Below are 18,325 nucleotides of genomic sequence, written 5' to 3' on the forward strand. Positions count from 1 at the left end.
AAAAAATTTATATTTGCAAGAAAATTAACAAAACAATTCAGATGAAAATTTTAAAAAAAATTATGTTGTCAGCTATTGCTGTTTTAGCTTTAAGCTTATCTTTTTCTTGTAGTAATGATAGTGATTCTTCTAGTAAAGATTACATCCAATTCAAATACAATGGAAAAACTTATACTTTTGATACAGGATATCAAACTTCGTTAACCTTGGATTTAATAGGGTACTCAGGTGAGGGCAATACACTTAAAAAAATTGATTTATGGTTACCTGTTAATGCTACAGAAGGAAGTCATACAATAGTTCATGATTTATCAAATATTGAAACAACTTATCAGGCTGATTTTACTTTTATGCCTGAAATTGAAAACATGGATGCTACATCAGGAACTATTAATATTACTACTCACGACAGTAAAAAAATAGAAGGCACATTTAATTTTTCTGGAGAAGTTGATGGAGAAACTATTGAGATTACTGAAGGTAAATTTAGTGTATCGAGATAATTATGAGTATTTAAAAAAGGGGCTGTTTCACTTTTGACACAGCCCTTTTTTTATTCATTTCATTTTAAAAAAACATTTCTATTCCTCAATTATTTCCCCGAAATTTGCAATCCACTCATTAAAAAACTCAAAATGGAATTCGGAAGCATCTTAATATCAGAAACCGCAGCCAACAGCGAAAACCCTCAAGACGTGATTAACTCTAATATTTCGGTGATTAACCTGATGCGCGAAGAAAAAATGGATGACGATCTTATTCATGAAGATGCCTTAATGAGTTATTATCTGGATTATTATACTTCCCAATATACTCAGGGTAACTTTGCACAGTTTGTTTACAATTCAGGTTGGAATAAAGAACTGAACGAACTCATAGAAGAAGGTCTGCAGTTATTGGGTGCCGAAAAACACCTGGAACTTTTCAGAGAACAAAGCAAAAAAGTACGTTTAATGAGCAGTGTAAAATTAGCTAAATTCTTAAAAGGCAAACTCGAGGGAGTAAACCCAATCAGAGATTCTTTAAACAACAATACATTTTTCGAATTAGAAGAAAATATTGTAAAACTCAATGCTGCTTTTTTAACAAATCATCCTGATACCCAAATCCTTCCGGTAGATGCTATTTTTGAACTTTTAGAAGATTATTTGGAACGCGAAATCAAAAGAAGTTAAAAAACAAAACAAAAAAATTTCAAATTAGTTGCCTATTCATTAGGTTACTATCAAAATAAATTTATTTTTGTAAGTATAACTTCTATGCTTTTTATACTAAAAGTCACCAATACTAATTCATGGAAATAGTTCAACAGTTTTCGAAATTATTTGCATTGGATATCCGCAATACAATGGGAATTTTGTTTTGGGGAAACTTTATTCTGGCTATACTTGTTTTTACTTTTCGATTTACATTCATGAGCAAACAATCACATAAGCAATTATTGGTTTTTGGTTGTTCCAAGATTTTACTATCCTTTGCCTGGCTCGCCTTTTTTCTGCGTGTTGATACTGTTTCCTACGACCCAATAAAATTTATCGTTACTAATACTTTAGTTTTTTCAGGATATTATTTGGAATCAGTCGCCATGTTAATGATTGTAAAAAGTCGAACCGAAAAATCATTTCAAAACCAATTTATTCTTTTCATAACAACACTTTTAAGCTTTTATATTGCTGTTGCTATGGAAGCCCCTGCCAATATCCGTGTTTCTTTAGCATCAGTTAATATATTTTTACTGCTTATAGTTCCCACAATACTTTTTTTGCTGGAATCCAATGGCAGTACATTCAGAAGAATTCTCGGTTTTAACTACATTGTTTTATTGGCAACACTTATTTTCAGAATCTTTTACCCTTTATTTAAAACCTCAACCACCCTCTATTCTACAGATAACACACAAAAAATTATATTTTTAATTATATTTCTGATGATGACCATAAGCGGCGTAGGTTATTTGCTTTTGTTACAAGAAGAAAAAGAGAAACAGATAAAAAAATTATTAGACGACAAGAACCAATTTTTCTCTATCATCGCTCATGATTTAAAAGGGCCTTTTAATGGAATTATTGGATTATCAGAATTATTACTTGAAAAAGACAATGAATTAGACAACAAAGAAACCAATGAATTCATTGAACTCATTCACCAATCATCCAAAAACACCTTTTCACTGTTAGACAATCTTTTAACCTGGGCGCAGTCACAAACAGGCAGCTTGGAATTTAACCCTAAAAAAACCGAAATAAGTACCATTACTGACAAAACTATACATTTATTGGCCAATATTGCCAAAAGTAAAAACATATGTATCCAATCGGAAATTGATAAAAATCAACACATAATTGCCGATAGCAATATGCTCGAAACAGTCTTTAGAAATTTAATTTCGAACGCTATAAAATTCACTGAGAACAATGGCAAAGTAATTATTTCAATGAAAAAAGAGCACAACCAGATTGTATTTTCAGTTCAGGACAACGGTACTGGTATTGCTCCGGAAAAGATTGCAAACTTATTTGGCATCAATGAAAAAAACAATACTTTAGGAACCAATAACGAAACCGGCACAGGCTTAGGATTGATGCTTTGCAAAGATTTTGTTGAAAAACACGGCGGTAAAATTTGGGTAAAAAGTGAACTAGGAAAAGGCAGTACTTTTATGTTCAGCATACCTGAAAGTAACTAATTCCAACCCTTTTCAAAGCAAAATAATCCGCTCTAATTCAATATTCTTACTTCAAATTCCAGAATGGCAAAGGCTTAAACCTTTTTTTACACATTTGTTGCTTCTCTAATCAAACTTTGTCGTGTTACTATTAAACATTTCCTTAAATTTGCTACCGTTATTAGAAAATTTATAGTTATAAAAATCCAACTATGTTACAAATTGCATTTATTAGAGAGAATCAGGAAAAAGTAATCCAAGCTTTGGCTAAAAGGAATTTGGATGCCAAAACAGTTGTGGAAGAAGTGGTTGAACTTGATGAGCGTCGTCGTGCTACGCAGGTAGAGTTAGACAACATTCTGGCTGAATCTAATAAATTGTCCAAAGACATTGGCGAATTGATGAAAGCAGGTGAAAAATCCAAAGCAGCCATCTTAAAAGAAAAAACGGTTAGTAACAAAGAAAAAAGCAAGAAACTGGCTGAGCAGGCTGATGAAATTGCAGCTGAATTAACTGAAAAACTATATACTTTACCAAACCTTCCGGCTGACATTGTACCTGAAGGGAAATCAGCCGATGACAACCTGAATGTTTTTCAGGCGGGAGAAATTCCTGTTTTGCATGAAGGAGCTCAACCGCACTGGGAATTGGTAAAAAAATACGACATCATTGATTTCGAATTAGGAAATAAAATCACCGGTGCCGGTTTCCCGGTTTATAAAGGAAAAGGAGCCCGTTTGCAACGTGCTTTGATTAATTATTTTTTAGACAAAAATACAGCTGCAGGTTACAATGAGGTACAAGTACCTCACTTAGTTAACGAAGCTTCAGGATATGGAACAGGACAATTGCCAGACAAAGAAGGACAAATGTATCATGCAACAGTGGACAATTTATATTTGATTCCTACTGCTGAAGTTCCGGTAACCAACTTATTCAGAGATGTTTTATTGAACGAAAGTGAATTACCTATTTTAACTACAGCTTACACACCTTGTTTCCGTCGTGAGGCAGGTTCTTATGGTGCTCACGTACGTGGATTGAATCGTTTGCACCAATTTGACAAAGTAGAAATTGTACGTATCGAACATCCTGAAAAATCATACGAAGCTTTAGACGGAATGGTGGAACACGTAAAAGGAATTTTGGACGAATTGAAATTACCTTATCGTATTTTACGCCTTTGCGGTGGCGATATGGGATTCACTTCGGCTTTGACTTATGATTTCGAGGTATTTTCTACAGCACAGGATCGTTGGTTAGAAATCTCTTCTGTTTCTAACTTTGAAACTTTCCAGGCAAACCGTTTGAAATTGCGTTTTAAAGATAAAGACGGTAAAAATCAATTAGCACACACCTTAAACGGAAGTTCATTGGCTTTGCCTCGTGTATTAGCCGGAATTATTGAAAATTACCAAACTCCGGAAGGAATTGTAATTCCTGAGGTGTTACGTCCGTATTGCGGATTTGATATTATAAATTAACAAGCTATAATTTTATAATATGACAAAACATCGATTGGCTTTTTTATTATTAATTATTTCGAATATAATATTTGCGCAAAATAACTTAAACAAAACTATATACCTGGATTCTCTTTGGAAAGAAACATCCAAAGAGAATTGCAAATATTATAGAATCGTAAAAGATTATTATAATGATAAAGAAATTTATCGCTTTGAAGATTATTACAAAAATGGAACCCTTCAAATGGAAGGTGATTCAAAATCTAAAGACATTCTTTTGAGTGAAGGTGAATTTATTTATTATTATGAAAATGGTAATAAAAAAAACATAACAACTTATATTAAAGGAAGACCAGCTGGTAAGTCTTACAGTTGGTATGAAAACGGTAATAAAAAAGCCGAACAAGAATACATTACTCAACAAAAAGATGAACTTAAATCTGATTTAATAACTATCCAGTATTGGCAAGAAGACAATATTCAAACAGTTATTAATGGGAATGGATATATTGATGAAAAAGGAGAAAAAATACAAGAAAAAGGAAACATCAAAAATGGTTTAAAGGAAGGCATTTGGAAAGGTAACGATTTTCAATACAAATTAAGTTTCACCGAGGATTATAAAAACGGAAAATTAAAAAAAGGTGCATCAATTGATTCTCTGTTGGTAAAAAACACTTATTATGAAGTTTTTGACTATCCAAGACCAAAGAATGGAATGCAACATTTTTATGCATATCTTGCAAAGAAATTTAACATTCCAAAAGAAAAAGAAAATATTAGTGGAAAAATACTCCTGACTTTCATCATTAACAAAGACGGAAGTACCGATAAAATTAGAATAGCAAAAAGCTTAGACGAAGTACTTGATAATGAAGCTATTCGATTAATTAGCGAATATCCTGAATGGGTGAGCGGAAAATATAGAGGCATTCCAGCTAGAGTCGAATTCTCTATCCCTATTAGAGTGGTAGCAAGCAAATAACAACCTTTCAAACAACAAATAATGAAAAAAATCCTCTTACATATTTGTCTGTTTTTTTCATTAATTTGTTTCTCTCAAAACGAGCAATTAGCTCAGTATTACTACGACAAAGGCGATTTTGAAAAAGCTAAAATCAGCTATGAGGAATTATTGGCAAATATTCCTCAAAACATGCAGTATTTCCTTCGAACTGTAGATTGTTATCAGCAATTAAAACAGTTTGATACAGCCGAAAAAGCTATTCAGGATCGATTTACTAAATACAATCAGGGTAGTCTTTTAGTGGAGTTGGGCTATAATTATCAATTGCAAAAAGATGCTGCCAAAGCCAAGATTTATTACGATCAGGCTCTGGAACGCATCCGAAAAAACCCCAATGAAGTTTACGGAATTGCGGCTTCTTTTGACCGGAAAGTACAATTAGAGTACGCTTTAAAAGCCTATCAAACAGCCACCGAAATTCAGCCCAATTTTAATTTCAATTACCAACAGGGTTTGCTGTACGGACAATTGGGAAATTTTGATATGATGATTACCACTTTTTTGGACGAAGCTTATACTAATCCTCAAAATTTAGTTGTAATTCAAAATCAGTTATCGCGATTTATAACCGATGAAGCCGATGTGAGTTTTAGTGATGCCTTACGAAAAGCCTTAATCCTGAAAGTTCAAAAAAGTCAGGATTTGTTTTGGAATCATTTTTTAAGTTGGTTTTATATTCAACAAAAAGAATTTGCTAAAGCCTTTATTCAGGAAAAAGCCATTTATAAGCGTAATCCCGAGTCGCTTGCTACAATTTTAAATCTGGCCAATTTAGCCATCGAAGAAGAAAATCAGGAAATAGCTAAGGAAATTTTAGATTTTATAGTCGAAAACACCAAGGATTTAGGCTTATTGGTTCAGGCAGATTCCTATTTGTTAGAACTAAAAATTAGTAAAGCAACCGAAAAAGATTTTGCCACCATTAACGCAGAAATCGAAGCTTTGTTGAAACAATTTGAAATAAGTCCTTTTAGCTTATCTTTGCAGCTGATTCAAGCGCATTTTGTGGCGTTCAATCTCAAAAACCCCGAACAGGGGAAAACGATTATCAAAAGAGCCCTGGAATTGCAATTGAATGATTACGAAGTGGCTCAGTCTAAAATGGAACTGGCGGATATTTTTCTTTTTGAAGAAAAATTCAATCAGGCGTTATTGTATTATTCGCAAATTGAAACAGATTTAAAAAATGATGAAGTAGCTCATGAAGCCAGTTTAAAAGCGGCAAAAACAAGCTATTTTAAAGGTGATTTTCCTTGGGCACTGAAACAGTTTAAAGAACTAAAATCGGCAAATACACAGCTGATTGCCAATGATGCTTTAGAGTACTTTTTGTTAATTAACGACAACACCGTTGCCGATTCGACACAGACGGCTTTGAAAGCTTTTGCCAAAGGAGATTATCTGTTGTATCAAAACAGAAATCAGGAAGCCATTGCACAGTTTCAATTGATTTTAAAAACCTTTAAAGGAAATGAAATTGAGGCGGTAACCCAATTGCGATTGGGGAAAACTTATGAAAAAACAGCCGAATTTAATTTGGCTTTAAGCCAATACCAAGCCATAATTGACCATCATAGTGACGGTATTTATATGGACGAAGCACTGTTCTTTTCGGCAGAAATTTACAGTAAAAAGTTAAACGAGTCCGAAAAGGCAAAACCACTCTACGAGAAAATAATATTCAATCACCAGGATAGTATTTATTTTGTAGAAGCCCGAAAAAAATTCCGGGAATTAAGAGGCGATAAAAACTTATAAAAAGTTGAATCGGTTAATCGTTGATCCGATTAACCGATTAACCGATTAACCGATTCAACGTTTAAACAATAGAAAATGATTATATACAACGTAACCACTAATATTCACGAAAGTGTTCATGACCAATGGATAATCTGGATGCAGCACAAACACATTCCGGAAATGCTGGCAACAGGTAAATTTACTAATGCCAAATTAGTTCGTGTATTGGTGGAAGAAGAAATGGGCGGAGTTACATATTCGGCTCAGTTCACTACAGATAGTCTGGCTACTTTAGAAAAATTCTATCAGGAAGAAGATGTGGTATTTCAGGCGGAAGGGCTAAAGCTTTTTGGCGACAAAATGCTTACTTTCAAAACCGAATTACAAGTTATTTCTGAACACTAATTTAGAGTTCAGAATGCAGAATTAAGAAAGCAGCATTCATTCTGTTTTCACATTAAAAAGCAACAAACATGGACAAAGTAAAAGCCAAAAAACATCTCGGACAACATTTCCTGAAAGATGAAAGTATTGCTAAGGATATTGCCGACACCCTGAGTTTAGAGGGCTATGATGATGTATTGGAAATTGGACCGGGAATGGGTGTTTTGACCAAATATATGCTGGACAAACCCATCAATACTTATGTGATTGAAATTGACACCGAATCGGTAGAATATTTAAATGCACATTATCCAAAATTGCACGGAAAAATCATTTCTAAGGATTTCCTGAAATACAATATCAACGAAGTTTTTGAAAACAAACAATTTGCCATCATTGGTAATTTCCCATATAACATTTCGAGTCAGATTGTTTTTAGAGTATTAGAACTTAAAGAACAAATACCGGAATTTTCAGGTATGTTCCAAAAAGAAGTTGCCGAACGCATTTGCGAGAAAAAAGGAAGCAAGACTTACGGAATTTTATCTGTATTGGCTCAGGCTTTTTACGACACTGAATATCTTTTCACTGTTAGCGAGCATGTTTTCAACCCACCTCCAAAAGTAAAATCGGGGGTGATGCGTATGCGTAGAAAAGAAGATTTTAGTTTGCCTTGCGGTGAAAAATTATTCTTTACGGTGGTAAAAACAGCCTTTCAACAACGTCGCAAAACATTACGCAACAGTTTAAAAACACTCAACTTATCGGATAATTTACGAGAAGATAGTATCTTTGACCTCCGTCCGGAACAGTTGGACGTGGCACAATTTATCGAACTTACTCAAAAAATAGAAGCCGATGGAATTTAAAATCAGTAAAGACTTAATTCTCGAATTAAAACAGCACATTGCAAATAATCATGATAAGGAACTGGAATCCTTATTAAATGATATGCACCATGCTGATATAGCCGAGGTTTTGGACGAACTTGATTTTGACGAAGCTACCTATATTTTTAAAGTATTAGACAGTGAACAAACAGCAGAGATCCTTCTTGAATTAGAAGACGATTTGCGTGAAAATATCTTAAGCCGACTTTCGCCAAAAGAAATTGCTGAGGAGTTGGACGAGCTGGATACTAACGATGCTGCCGACATTATTGCTGAACTTTCCCAGGACTTAAAAGCGGAGGTAATCTCCGAGCTACAGGACGTTGAACACGCTAAGGACATTGTGGATCTTTTGCGTTATGACGAAGATACTGCCGGGGGATTAATGGGGAAAGAGTTGGTAAAAGTCAACGAAAATTGGAATGTACTGACCTGTGTAAAAGAAATGCGTATTCAGGCCGAAAATGTTTCCCGGGTACATTCTATTTATGTCGTGGACGATGAAAACCGCTTAAAAGGACGACTTTCGCTAAAAGACTTATTGACTACTTCGACTAAAACGCATATTAGTGATGTTTATATTAGAAAATTAAACTGGGTAAAAGTAGATGATAAAGATGTTGAAGTGGCGCGTATTATGCAAAAATACGACTTAGAGGCTATTCCGGTAGTAGATGAATTAGGACGACTTGTGGGACGTATTACTATTGACGATATCGTAGACGTAATTAAAGAAGAAGCTGAAAAAGACTACCAGTTAGCAGCGGGTATTACCCAGGACGTTGAAACGAATGACAGCGTTTTAGAACTTACTAAAGCACGTTTGCCCTGGTTACTTATCGGAATGGTGATTGAATTAATAGCATCCATCGTATTAAAAGGCAATGAGGACGCTTTTAGAAAATACGAAACCTTAATTATTTTTGTGCCTTTGCTTTCTGCTACAGCAGGTAATATTGGTGTACAGGCATCGGCAATCGTAGTTCAGGGATTGGCTAATGGTTCATTGAAAGAATTTAGCCGTGTTTATTTTAGTAAAGAAGTTTCCGTGGCGATGATTTCAGGAACTATTATTTCCTTGCTTCTTTTGGGATATCATTCTGCTATGTATCAGCAATATTTAGTGGGACTGGCTATTTCCATTTCGATGCTCGTAGTTATCCTGTTTGCGGCAACATTAGGAACCTTAGTACCGCTTTTTTTACATAAAAACAAAATTGATCCTGCTATTGCAACAGGACCCTTTATAACTACTGCAAATGACATTTTTGGGATTATCCTTTATTTTGCTGTAGCCAAAATGATTTTAGGAATTTAAATATTTTTTTGATGAAAGTACATATAATAGGAGGTGGTAATTTAGGAGCTGCTATTGCATTAGGAATGGCAAAAAATGCCAGTGAACACCAAATTACAGTAACCAGAAGAAATACAGCCAGTATTCTTTATTTAGAAAAATTAGGCGTTACTGTTTCTTCCGACAATAAACATAACATACAAGAGGCAGATGTCATTATTTTGACCATTAAACCGTATCAGGTAGATACCGTTCTGGCTGAAATTCTTCCTGTGATTTCTAATAAAATTATTGCTTCGGGAGTGAGCGGATTGTCTATCGAAGCTTTGCAAAATAAAATAGGCGAAGGACATCAGGCTATCCGAATCATGCCTAATATTGCTGCGCAATACGGAGCATCGGCAACTTGTATTTCGTTTAACGAAAAACACGCAGATCAGGGACAAAAATTAGTTACTATATTCAAAGAATTGGGAACAGCTCCGGTTATTGACGAGAAATTAATGGATGCCGCTACGGTTTTAGCTGCCAGTGGAACTGCTTTTGCTTTGCGTTATATCAGAGCGTCCATGCAGGCAGGAATCGAAATTGGGTTTGACTGGAAAACGGCTTTGGCAATCTCAGCACAAACTGTAAAAGGAGCTGCCGAAATGGTTATGGAAGAACAAATCCATCCGGAACAATTAATTGACAGGGTAACAACACCACAAGGCTGTACGATTACAGGATTGAGCGAAATGGAATCTCACGGATTCAGTTCGTCATTAATCCGCGGAATTAAAGCGGCTGTAAAGAAAATCAAGGGAGTTTAATTCTTTCTTTTACAATACAAAAAGGGCTTCTCGATTATTTTTGAGAAGCCCTTTTTTCATATAACTAACTAAAGGCAAATATTATTTCTTCTTTGTTTTCAAAGCCATATCATTATCATCAACATCCTGACCAAAATCAGGCATGCCGTCTTTAGTCCATTTTAAAACTCTGGCATGTGTGTGACGGTTAGGATCAGATAAGGCATCACCTTTGATTTTTTCATAATCACGGGCATGGTAAATCATGATGTCGGTTTTTCCATCTTCTGCTACGGTGAAACTATTATGTCCCGGTCCATAACGTTTGAATTTTTCGTTAGTAAAGAAAACCGGTTTATCTAATTTGTTCCAGGATTTTGGATCAAGTAAATCGGCACCTTCTTTAGCCCAAAGCAAACCTAAGCAATAAGTTGCATCGGTAGCGCTGGCGGAGAATGTTAGGAACACTTTTCCATTGCGGATAAGTACAGCAGGACCTTCGTTTACTTTGTATGTATGCATTTCCCAGTCGTAATCCGGCTGGCTAATCACCACCTGTTTATCACCTAATGTAGTAGGACTGGTCATTTTGGCAATATACAAACTGGTATTTACTACATTTCCGGGACCTCTGTCCACCCAAATCATATAACGTTGCCCGTTCATTTCAAAAGTAGTCGCATCAAGAGAAAAAACATCTCTTTGGCTTATAATTTGTCCTTCTTCTTTCCATTCTCCTTTTGTAGGGTCTTCGGATGGATTTGATAATGCATATTTATGAATACTCCATTTTTCTTCGGCTGAACCGGCAGCAAAATAGATATACCATTTACCATCAATTCGGTGTAGTTCAGGAGCCCAGATATGGTTACCCATTGGTCCTTTAGTATGTTTTCTCCATACTACCACCGCTTTTGCATCTTTGATTCCGTTGATAGTTTTAGAACTGCGAATTTCAATACGGTCGTATTCCGGTGCCGTTGCAATAAAATAGTAAGTACCATCACTAGTTTTGGTTACAAATGGATCCGCTCTTTGTAAGACTAAAGGATTGTTGAATTGATTCTTTTTTAGTTTTTGCGAATGTACCGTCATTCCCAAACTAATAAAAACAAATAGAATACTAAGACGTAAAAAATTCATGTTTTGCTCGTTTTATTTATTGTAATTACAAATTTTCAATTTAAATGTAAAAAATACATTTGTAAAAAAGAATGTAAATATAGTTTTTTTAAGTTTTCATTCATATAAAATTTTAACATTGCTGAAATTACAAATAGCACACACCTATTATTTGTAAAAATAATAATGCAAATACCTGATAATCATGCATTTTATCGTCAAAAAAAGCAACATATCGAAAACTTATAAAGTTGTTTTTATAAAATTAAAAATAGCCGTAATTTTATAAAAGCAAACCCCGTCTACACCTGGCTTTTCTAATTAATGGTTTAATATGTAACTAACACTAAACAAACATTATTATGAAAAAGTTATTCAACATGATTTACGACAAAATCTCACGTTTTTTATTCGGAAACGAAACTATGGTGAGATACTGAACTGAAAATAAATCAGCAAAAAAGACAGCGTATGTAAAAAACTTTACTTTAGGTTTGATTAATTCAACATAAAACCATTTCTGAGTTTACCTTAAATTCAGAAATGGTTTTATGTTTATATAAATACAGCCTTGCTTATCCTTCCCTTTACCCTTAAAAAACCTATTTTTTTGCTAATTTTGATACCTCAACCGAAAAATAATTATGAGCATCAAAATTCTTCACATCGACAGCAATCATCCGGTATTAATGCAACAATTGCAGCAATTGGGTTTTGAAAACCATGAAGATTTTAAATCATCGAAAGAAATCATTGAATCCAAAATTCAGGACTATCACGGAATCGTTATTCGAAGCCGTTTTAAAATTGACAAAACCTTTATAGACAAAGCCATAAATTTGCAGTTTATTGCCCGTGTAGGAGCCGGTTTAGAAAGCATCGATTGTGATTATGCTGCTTCTAAAAACATAGCCCTTATTGCTGCTCCCGAAGGCAACCGAAACGCTGTAGCCGAACATTCCTTAGGAATGATTTTATCTCTTTTTAACAACATGAACCGCGCCGACAGAGAAATTCGCGCAGGACATTGGAACAGAGAAAGTAATCGCGGTCATGAACTGGACGGAAAAACCGTTGGTATCATTGGCTATGGAAATATGGGAAAATGGTTCGCTAAAAAACTAAGAGGTTTTGACGTGGAAGTCCTGTGTTATGATATCAAAGAAAATGTAGGCGATGAAAATGCCAGACAGGTTTCTTTAACCGAATTACAACAAAAAACGGATGTACTAAGTTTACACCTGCCGTGGACTCCGGAAACCGATAAAATGGTGAATACTGACTTTATTAATGCCTTCACAAAAGCATTTTGGATACTTAACACCTCCCGAGGAAAAAATATCGTTACCGCCGATTTAGTTGAAGCCTTACAATCCAAGAAAATTTTAGGAGCCGGTCTGGATGTTTTAGAATATGAAAAACTATCATTTGAAACCTTATTCCACGAAAAAAATACACCCGAAGCTTTTCAGTATTTATTAAATGCCGACAATGTATTGTTGTCACCACACGTAGCAGGATGGACATTTGAAAGTCACGAAAGATTAGCACAAACTATCGTAGATAAAATCAAAGCTTTATATTCCAAATAAGAAATAACAGACTGTTGTTAAACACTTTAAATTTCCATTTTCAAATATAATTTCATAAATTTAGTTATTGATAATCACTAAATTATGGGATTATGGAAAATTCAAAACACGAACACTGGAATCAACCGCAACAATATCAAGAAGACAATAAAAGAATTGCGGCGGGAATATTAGCAATTATTCTGGGACCTTTTGGAATCCATAAGTTCTTGCTGGGTTATACCAAAGAAGGAATTATTTGGCTAGTACTCAGCCTGATTAGTTTGGGCTCCATTACAGGATTACTTGGACTTATAGAAGGCATTATTTATTTGACCAAATCGGATGAAGAATTTTTAAGAACTTACCAGATAGGCCGAAAACCCTGGTTTTAAATAAAAAAGTCGCTTACTCTAGAATAAGCGACTTTTTTATTGGTATAAAATGAGATTATAATTCTCCTTTTTCATTAAATTTTCTTTCCAGTTCCATTTGAAACTCTTCCATTACCGGTTTCATGGTACTCTCAGGAATATCTGCAATTCTTATATACATTAATCCATCAACGGCATTATTAAATAAAGGATCAACGTTAAAAGCAACCACTTTTGCATTTTGTTTGATATACTTTTTAATCAATACCGGCAAACGTAGAGCTCCCGGTTCTAATTCGTCAATAATTTTATCAAACTTATTTAAATCGGCTTCTGTCTCATTGAAGATAAAATCTTTATCGGCATCTTTCAGTTTTACCTTATATGCTTTTTTAGGATGGATGTATTGCGCAATATAAGGATCATAATAATTTGATTTCATGAACTCAATCATCAATGATTTTGAGAAATCTGAGAACTGATTACTGATACTCACACCTCCAATAAGGTATTTATGTTCCGGGAAACGGAGCGTGGTATGAATAATTCCTTTCCAAAGCAAGAACAACGGCATTGGTTTTTGCTGGTATTCTTTAATAATAAAAGCACGTCCCATTTCGATAGACTGATGCATGGTTTCGAACAATTCAGGCTCAAAACGGAACAATTCATTCAAATAAAAACCTTCAATACCATATTTTGGATAAATTTCTCCACCCAATCCCATTCGGTAAGCGCCGGCAATTCTTTGGGCTTCGTCATCCCATAAAAACAAATGGTGGTAATATTGGTCAAACTTATCTAAATCAATAGACTCATTCGTTCCCTCTCCTACTTCTCTAAAAGTTATTTCACGTAAACGTCCTATTTCATGTAAAATACTCGGAATCTTGTCTGCTTGCGTAAAGAAAACTTCATAATTCTTACTTTGCAACAATCGGCAATCGGTTTCCCTTAAAGCATTCACTTCCGAGATAATTTTTTCTTCATTAGCCGGAGTTGCAATTTCCTTAGGATTTTTGGTAATTTTTAAATTAGGAGTTGTAATTAATTTGCTTTCTTTTTCAAAAGGATTTGCCAGCATGTAGGTTTTCTTTCTCAGGAATTCCGAGTAAGCATCAATACTTTCGTACTCATTTTGTTCAGCTACCGAAATAGGTTTACCAATTCTAACCTTAATCACACGGTTTTTTTGACTAAACAATTCCGAAGGCAACTTAGCCGTTCGCAACGTCCCGCTTATTTTAGAAAGCAAATAAAATAAACGACTATTTTTAGCATGAAAATAAATAGGAACAACAGGTACCTGAGCTTTTCTGATTACTTTAATCGCTCCTTCTTCCCATTGCTTATCAACGACTAACTGTCCGTCTTTATAACTGGAAACTTCACCTGCAGGAAACATTCCAAGTGGTTTTCCATCGCTAAGATGACGCAGTGTTTCTTTGATACCTATCACACTTGATTTTTTATCCTTATGATTCTCAAAAGGATTCACCGGCATGATGTATTGCTTTAATGGCTCGATTCGATGCAAAAGAAAATTGGCAATAATCTTGAAATTAGGCTCTCTTTCCAGCATTAATTTCAATAGTAAAATCCCGTCAATTCCTCCAAGTGGATGATTGGATATCGTAATATAAGCCCCATCTTTAGGCAAACGTTTATAATCTTCTTCCGGAATTTCAAACTTTATTTGCAAATCGTCAACAATCCCGTTTAAGAAATCAATTTCTTTTAAGTGTTTGTTGCGGTTATAAACTTTATTTAGAGTGGAAATTTTTAGCACTTTCATTAATAGCCAACCGGAAAAAGTCCCTAAAACCCCGTATTTCTCAACATTTATTGCTTTTGCAACTTCTTTGGCGGTAACTAAACCCATTTATTTTTTCTTTTTTTGAGAGAAAAACAAAGATAGAAAAAAACTCCATTATCCGACTATGAGCCCGGTTTGATTTTAAAATTTTATAGCCCTGCCCATTTATTTTTTAGTATTTTTGGAATTCAAAAAAATTAAAAAAATGAGAATTTTATCCTATAATGTTAATGGAATTCGGGCTGCAATTTCAAAAGGTTTTATCAATTGGCTGGAACAAGCCAAACCCGATGTGGTTTGTCTTCAGGAAATTAAAGCTACACCTGACCAATTGCCGCTAATGGATTTTGAAATGGCGGGCTATCCCTACCATTATTGGTTTCCTGCTACCAAGAAAGGCTATAGTGGGGTTGCTATTTTATCGAAAACAAAACCAAAAAATGTTGTTTATGGCACAGGAATTGATCACATGGACCACGAAGGCAGAAATGTTCGTGTTGATTTTGATAATTTCTCAGTTATGAGCCTTTATTTGCCATCAGGGACTAATATTGAAAGACTCAACCACAAGTTTCAGTTTATGGATGATTTTCAAAATTATATCAATGATTTGAAAAAGGAAATTCCAAATCTGATCATTTGTGGAGATTACAACATTTGTCACGAAGCTATAGATATCCACGATCCGATACGAAATGCTAAAGTTTCAGGTTTTCTTCCGGAAGAACGCGCCTGGCTGGATGCTTTCTTAAAAAACGGATTCATTGACAGTTTCCGCCATTTAAATAAAGAGCCGGGGAATTATTCCTGGTGGACAGTACGTGTAAAAACCGCCAGAACAGATAATAAAGGCTGGCGTATTGACTATTGTCTGGTAAGTGAACCTCTGAAAGACAAAATCAAGAAAGCGCTTATTTTACCGGAAGCAAAACATTCCGACCACTGCCCCGTTCTTGTAGATATAGAATAATATAAACCATTTTAAACTATAAAAATGATAAAAAAAATCTCCTTAGGCTTATTAGTTTTAGCAGTTTCGACTTCTTGTGTTTCTAAAAAAATATATACTGACTTAGAAAACAAATTCGCCGAATTAAAAAAAGAAAACCGAAGTTTATCGGATGAAAATGAAGCGCTTTTAAAAGCAAAAAACCAACTGGAATTGGATCGTGACGGTTTGAAAAACGATTTAGCCAAGTTAAAATCAGAACGTGATAAATTAATAGCCGATCAAAAAGCGCTGAACGAAAAAATAGCGCGTTTACAGGATTCTTACAATGCACTAGAAAAAAACAGCAATGATGCATTAGAATCTAATTTGAAGAAAAACCGTGATTTATTGGCGGAATTGGAAGCCAAACAAAAAGCCTTATCTATTGAACAGGAACGCTTAAGCAAAAGCGCACAACGCCTGAAAGAATTAGAAGACATGATTGCGGCTAAAGAAGCTACCATGCGAAAACTAAAAGAAACTTTATCTAAAGCCTTAAATGGTTTTGAAGGCAAAGGTTTGACAGTAGAACAAAAAAACGGAAAAGTATATGTCTCTATGGAGAACAAATTGCTTTTTAATTCCGGAAGCTGGGCGGTGAGTTCAGAAGGAAAAAAAGCAGTGGTTGAATTAGGAAAAGTACTAGCTGACAATCCTGATATTGCCGTACTTATTGAAGGCCATACCGATAACGATCCTTACGGTGGTTCAGGACCAATTGCTGACAACTGGGATTTATCGACTAAAAGAGCAACAGCAATTGTTGGTATTTTAAGCGAAAACAAAGGTATTGACAGAAAGAATTTGACCGCCGCCGGAAGAGGAGAATTTTCACCATTGGCTACTAATGAAACTGCCGAAGGAAAAGCGAAGAATCGTAGAATCGAAATTATTTTAACACCAAGATTGGACGAAATTGCCGAAATGTTGAACGAAATCAATTAGAGATTCATTAAAATAAAATTTAAAAAGGTTCGAAGTACTGCTTCGAACCTTTTTTTGTTAAAAATATAAAAAGGGCAATCGTAATCAGAATAACTAATTTTTATATTTGTTTTCAATTAAATTAGTCTCTTAGAAACTTAGCACCTAAAAAAAATGAAATACACGACTTTACCCAATACCGATATAAAAGTGAGCAAAATATGTTTGGGAACAATGACTTTTGGCGAACAAAACACCGAAGCTGATGGTCATGCTCAAATGGATTATGCTCTGGAAAAAGGAGTTAATTTTTTTGATACAGCCGAGATGTATTCGGTACCGGCACGTCAGGCAACTTATGGAAGTACAGAAAAGATTATAGGAAGCTGGTTTAAAAAAACAGGGAAAAGAAAAGAAATTGTTCTGGCTTCAAAAATTGCCGGACCTAATCCGAGTTTTACTTACATGCGCGAAAAGAATGATTTTTCGCCTGCCAGTATCAAATATGCTTTGGATAAAAGTTTGCAACGTTTACAAACCGATTATATCGATTTGTACCAATTGCACTGGCCGGAGCGCAAAACCAATTTCTTTGGGCAACGCGGTTTTAAAGTACAGGATGATGCCTGGGAAGACAATATCCAAGCGACGCTACAAACTTTAGAAGGATTTATCAAAGAAGGAAAAATCAAACACATCGGACTTTCGAATGAAACACCTTGGGGAATCATGCGTTTTCTGGAAGAAAGTAAATACAAAAATTTACCAAAAATTAAAACGGTTCAAAATCCGTATTCTTTACTAAACCGGCTTTTTGAAGGAGGTTCAGCCGAAATCTGTATGAGAGAAAATGTAGGTTTACTAGCCTATTCTCCATTGGCTTTTGGAGTTTTGTCCGGAAAATTTTTAACCGGATTTGATCACCCTAATGCCCGAATCAGATTGTTTCCACAATTTTCAAGATACAATAGTGCCGAATGTACTGAGGCAACCAAATCCTATAGCCAGATTGCAAAAAAACACGGCATTTCATTGGCTCAAATGGCACTTGCTTTTGTAAACCAACAGGCATTTGTAACCAGTAATATTATTGGAGCGACAAATTTGGCACAACTGAAAGAAAACATCACTTCAATTGATGTGGTTTTATCAGAAGAAATCATTAACGAAATCAATGCGGTTCACGCAATCATTCCTGATCCGGCACCTTAATTTTAACCGCAGAGTTAGTAAAGATTTTACGCAAAGAACACAAGAATCACCACCG

Annotated in this window: 17 protein-coding genes; 15 read left to right on the forward strand and 2 right to left on the reverse strand. The window is 34.9% G+C overall.

The genetic code is table 11. The features are described 5' to 3' along the window. The first annotated feature begins 41 nt into the window (after positions 1-41). From BLR17_RS01910 to proC, 10 genes are all read left to right on the forward strand, one after another. On the forward strand, positions 42-503 hold the full coding sequence (locus tag BLR17_RS01910) for a hypothetical protein (RefSeq protein WP_066328247.1): 462 nt from the start codon (positions 42-44) through the stop codon (positions 501-503). A 132-nt stretch (positions 504-635) separates the two neighbouring features. Then, the gene (locus BLR17_RS01915; RefSeq protein WP_066328245.1) at positions 636-1,175 is read left to right on the forward strand and encodes a DMP19 family protein; all 540 of its coding nucleotides are present in this window, start codon (positions 636-638) and stop codon (positions 1,173-1,175) included. Between the two features lie 119 nt (positions 1,176-1,294). Then, the gene (locus BLR17_RS01920; protein ID WP_066328243.1) at positions 1,295-2,686 is read left to right on the forward strand and encodes a sensor histidine kinase; all 1,392 of its coding nucleotides are present in this window, start codon (positions 1,295-1,297) and stop codon (positions 2,684-2,686) included. Between the two features lie 191 nt (positions 2,687-2,877). Next, positions 2,878-4,149 carry a serine--tRNA ligase gene (gene serS, locus BLR17_RS01925; RefSeq protein WP_066328239.1) on the forward strand — a complete coding sequence of 424 codons (1,272 nt, stop codon included), beginning with the start codon at positions 2,878-2,880 and terminating at the stop codon, positions 4,147-4,149. 19 nt (positions 4,150-4,168) lie between these two features. Next, entirely contained in the window at positions 4,169-5,116 is a 948-nt protein-coding gene (locus BLR17_RS01930; RefSeq protein WP_066328238.1) for an energy transducer TonB, read from the forward strand. Between the two features lie 21 nt (positions 5,117-5,137). Then, positions 5,138-6,916, forward strand: coding sequence for a tetratricopeptide repeat protein (locus BLR17_RS01935; protein WP_066328237.1), 1,779 nt, complete (start codon positions 5,138-5,140; stop codon positions 6,914-6,916). A 75-nt stretch (positions 6,917-6,991) separates the two neighbouring features. Further along, positions 6,992-7,303, forward strand: a complete 312-nt coding sequence (locus tag BLR17_RS01940) for a DUF4286 family protein (protein WP_066328234.1) — start codon at positions 6,992-6,994, stop codon at positions 7,301-7,303. 68 nt (positions 7,304-7,371) lie between these two features. Next, on the forward strand, positions 7,372-8,151 hold the full coding sequence (gene rsmA, locus BLR17_RS01945) for a 16S rRNA (adenine(1518)-N(6)/adenine(1519)-N(6))-dimethyltransferase RsmA (RefSeq protein ID WP_066328232.1): 780 nt from the start codon (positions 7,372-7,374) through the stop codon (positions 8,149-8,151). After that, positions 8,141-9,490, forward strand: coding sequence for a magnesium transporter (mgtE, locus tag BLR17_RS01950; protein ID WP_066328231.1), 1,350 nt, complete (start codon positions 8,141-8,143; stop codon positions 9,488-9,490). The genes rsmA and mgtE overlap by 11 nt, the downstream gene beginning before the upstream one ends. A gap of 11 nt (positions 9,491-9,501) precedes the next feature. Beyond that, entirely contained in the window at positions 9,502-10,281 is a 780-nt protein-coding gene (gene proC / locus BLR17_RS01955; protein ID WP_066328230.1) for a pyrroline-5-carboxylate reductase, read from the forward strand. 81 nt (positions 10,282-10,362) lie between these two features. Here the strand turns inward: proC and BLR17_RS01960 are convergent, their stop codons facing one another. Next, on the reverse strand, positions 10,363-11,403 hold the full coding sequence (locus tag BLR17_RS01960) for a glycoside hydrolase family 43 protein (RefSeq protein ID WP_066328229.1): 1,041 nt from the start codon (positions 11,401-11,403) through the stop codon (positions 10,363-10,365). A 623-nt stretch (positions 11,404-12,026) separates the two neighbouring features. On the opposite strand from BLR17_RS01960, the gene BLR17_RS01965 reads away from it, so the two are divergent. Together BLR17_RS01965 and BLR17_RS01970 are read left to right on the forward strand one after the other, a co-directional pair. Then, entirely contained in the window at positions 12,027-12,974 is a 948-nt protein-coding gene (locus BLR17_RS01965) for a 2-hydroxyacid dehydrogenase (RefSeq protein ID WP_066328228.1), read from the forward strand. 92 nt (positions 12,975-13,066) lie between these two features. Continuing rightward, complete coding sequence (locus BLR17_RS01970; protein ID WP_066328226.1) at positions 13,067-13,348, forward strand: TM2 domain-containing protein; 282 nt, start codon at positions 13,067-13,069, stop codon at positions 13,346-13,348. Positions 13,349-13,403: 55 nt separating this feature from the next. Here the strand turns inward: BLR17_RS01970 and BLR17_RS01975 are convergent, their stop codons facing one another. Next, complete coding sequence (locus tag BLR17_RS01975) at positions 13,404-15,209, reverse strand: GNAT family N-acyltransferase (protein ID WP_066328225.1); 1,806 nt, start codon at positions 15,207-15,209, stop codon at positions 13,404-13,406. A 139-nt stretch (positions 15,210-15,348) separates the two neighbouring features. On the opposite strand from BLR17_RS01975, the gene BLR17_RS01980 reads away from it, so the two are divergent. The 3 genes from BLR17_RS01980 to BLR17_RS01990 all read left to right on the forward strand — a co-directional run bounded on the left by BLR17_RS01980 (position 15,349) and on the right by BLR17_RS01990 (position 18,270). Then, positions 15,349-16,113 (forward strand): exodeoxyribonuclease III, encoded by a 765-nt coding sequence (locus tag BLR17_RS01980; RefSeq protein WP_066328504.1) that lies wholly within the window; start codon positions 15,349-15,351, stop codon positions 16,111-16,113. 24 nt (positions 16,114-16,137) lie between these two features. Continuing rightward, positions 16,138-17,079, forward strand: coding sequence for an OmpA/MotB family protein (locus tag BLR17_RS01985; protein WP_066328224.1), 942 nt, complete (start codon positions 16,138-16,140; stop codon positions 17,077-17,079). 153 nt (positions 17,080-17,232) lie between these two features. After that, positions 17,233-18,270: an NADP(H)-dependent aldo-keto reductase gene (locus BLR17_RS01990; RefSeq protein WP_066328223.1), complete on the forward strand. Its 1,038-nt coding sequence runs from the start codon at positions 17,233-17,235 to the stop codon at positions 18,268-18,270. Positions 18,271-18,325 lie beyond the last annotated feature (55 nt).

The sequence above is a fragment of the Flavobacterium glycines genome (assembly GCF_900100165.1).
GTDB classification, from domain to species: Bacteria; Bacteroidota; Bacteroidia; order Flavobacteriales; family Flavobacteriaceae; genus Flavobacterium; species Flavobacterium glycines.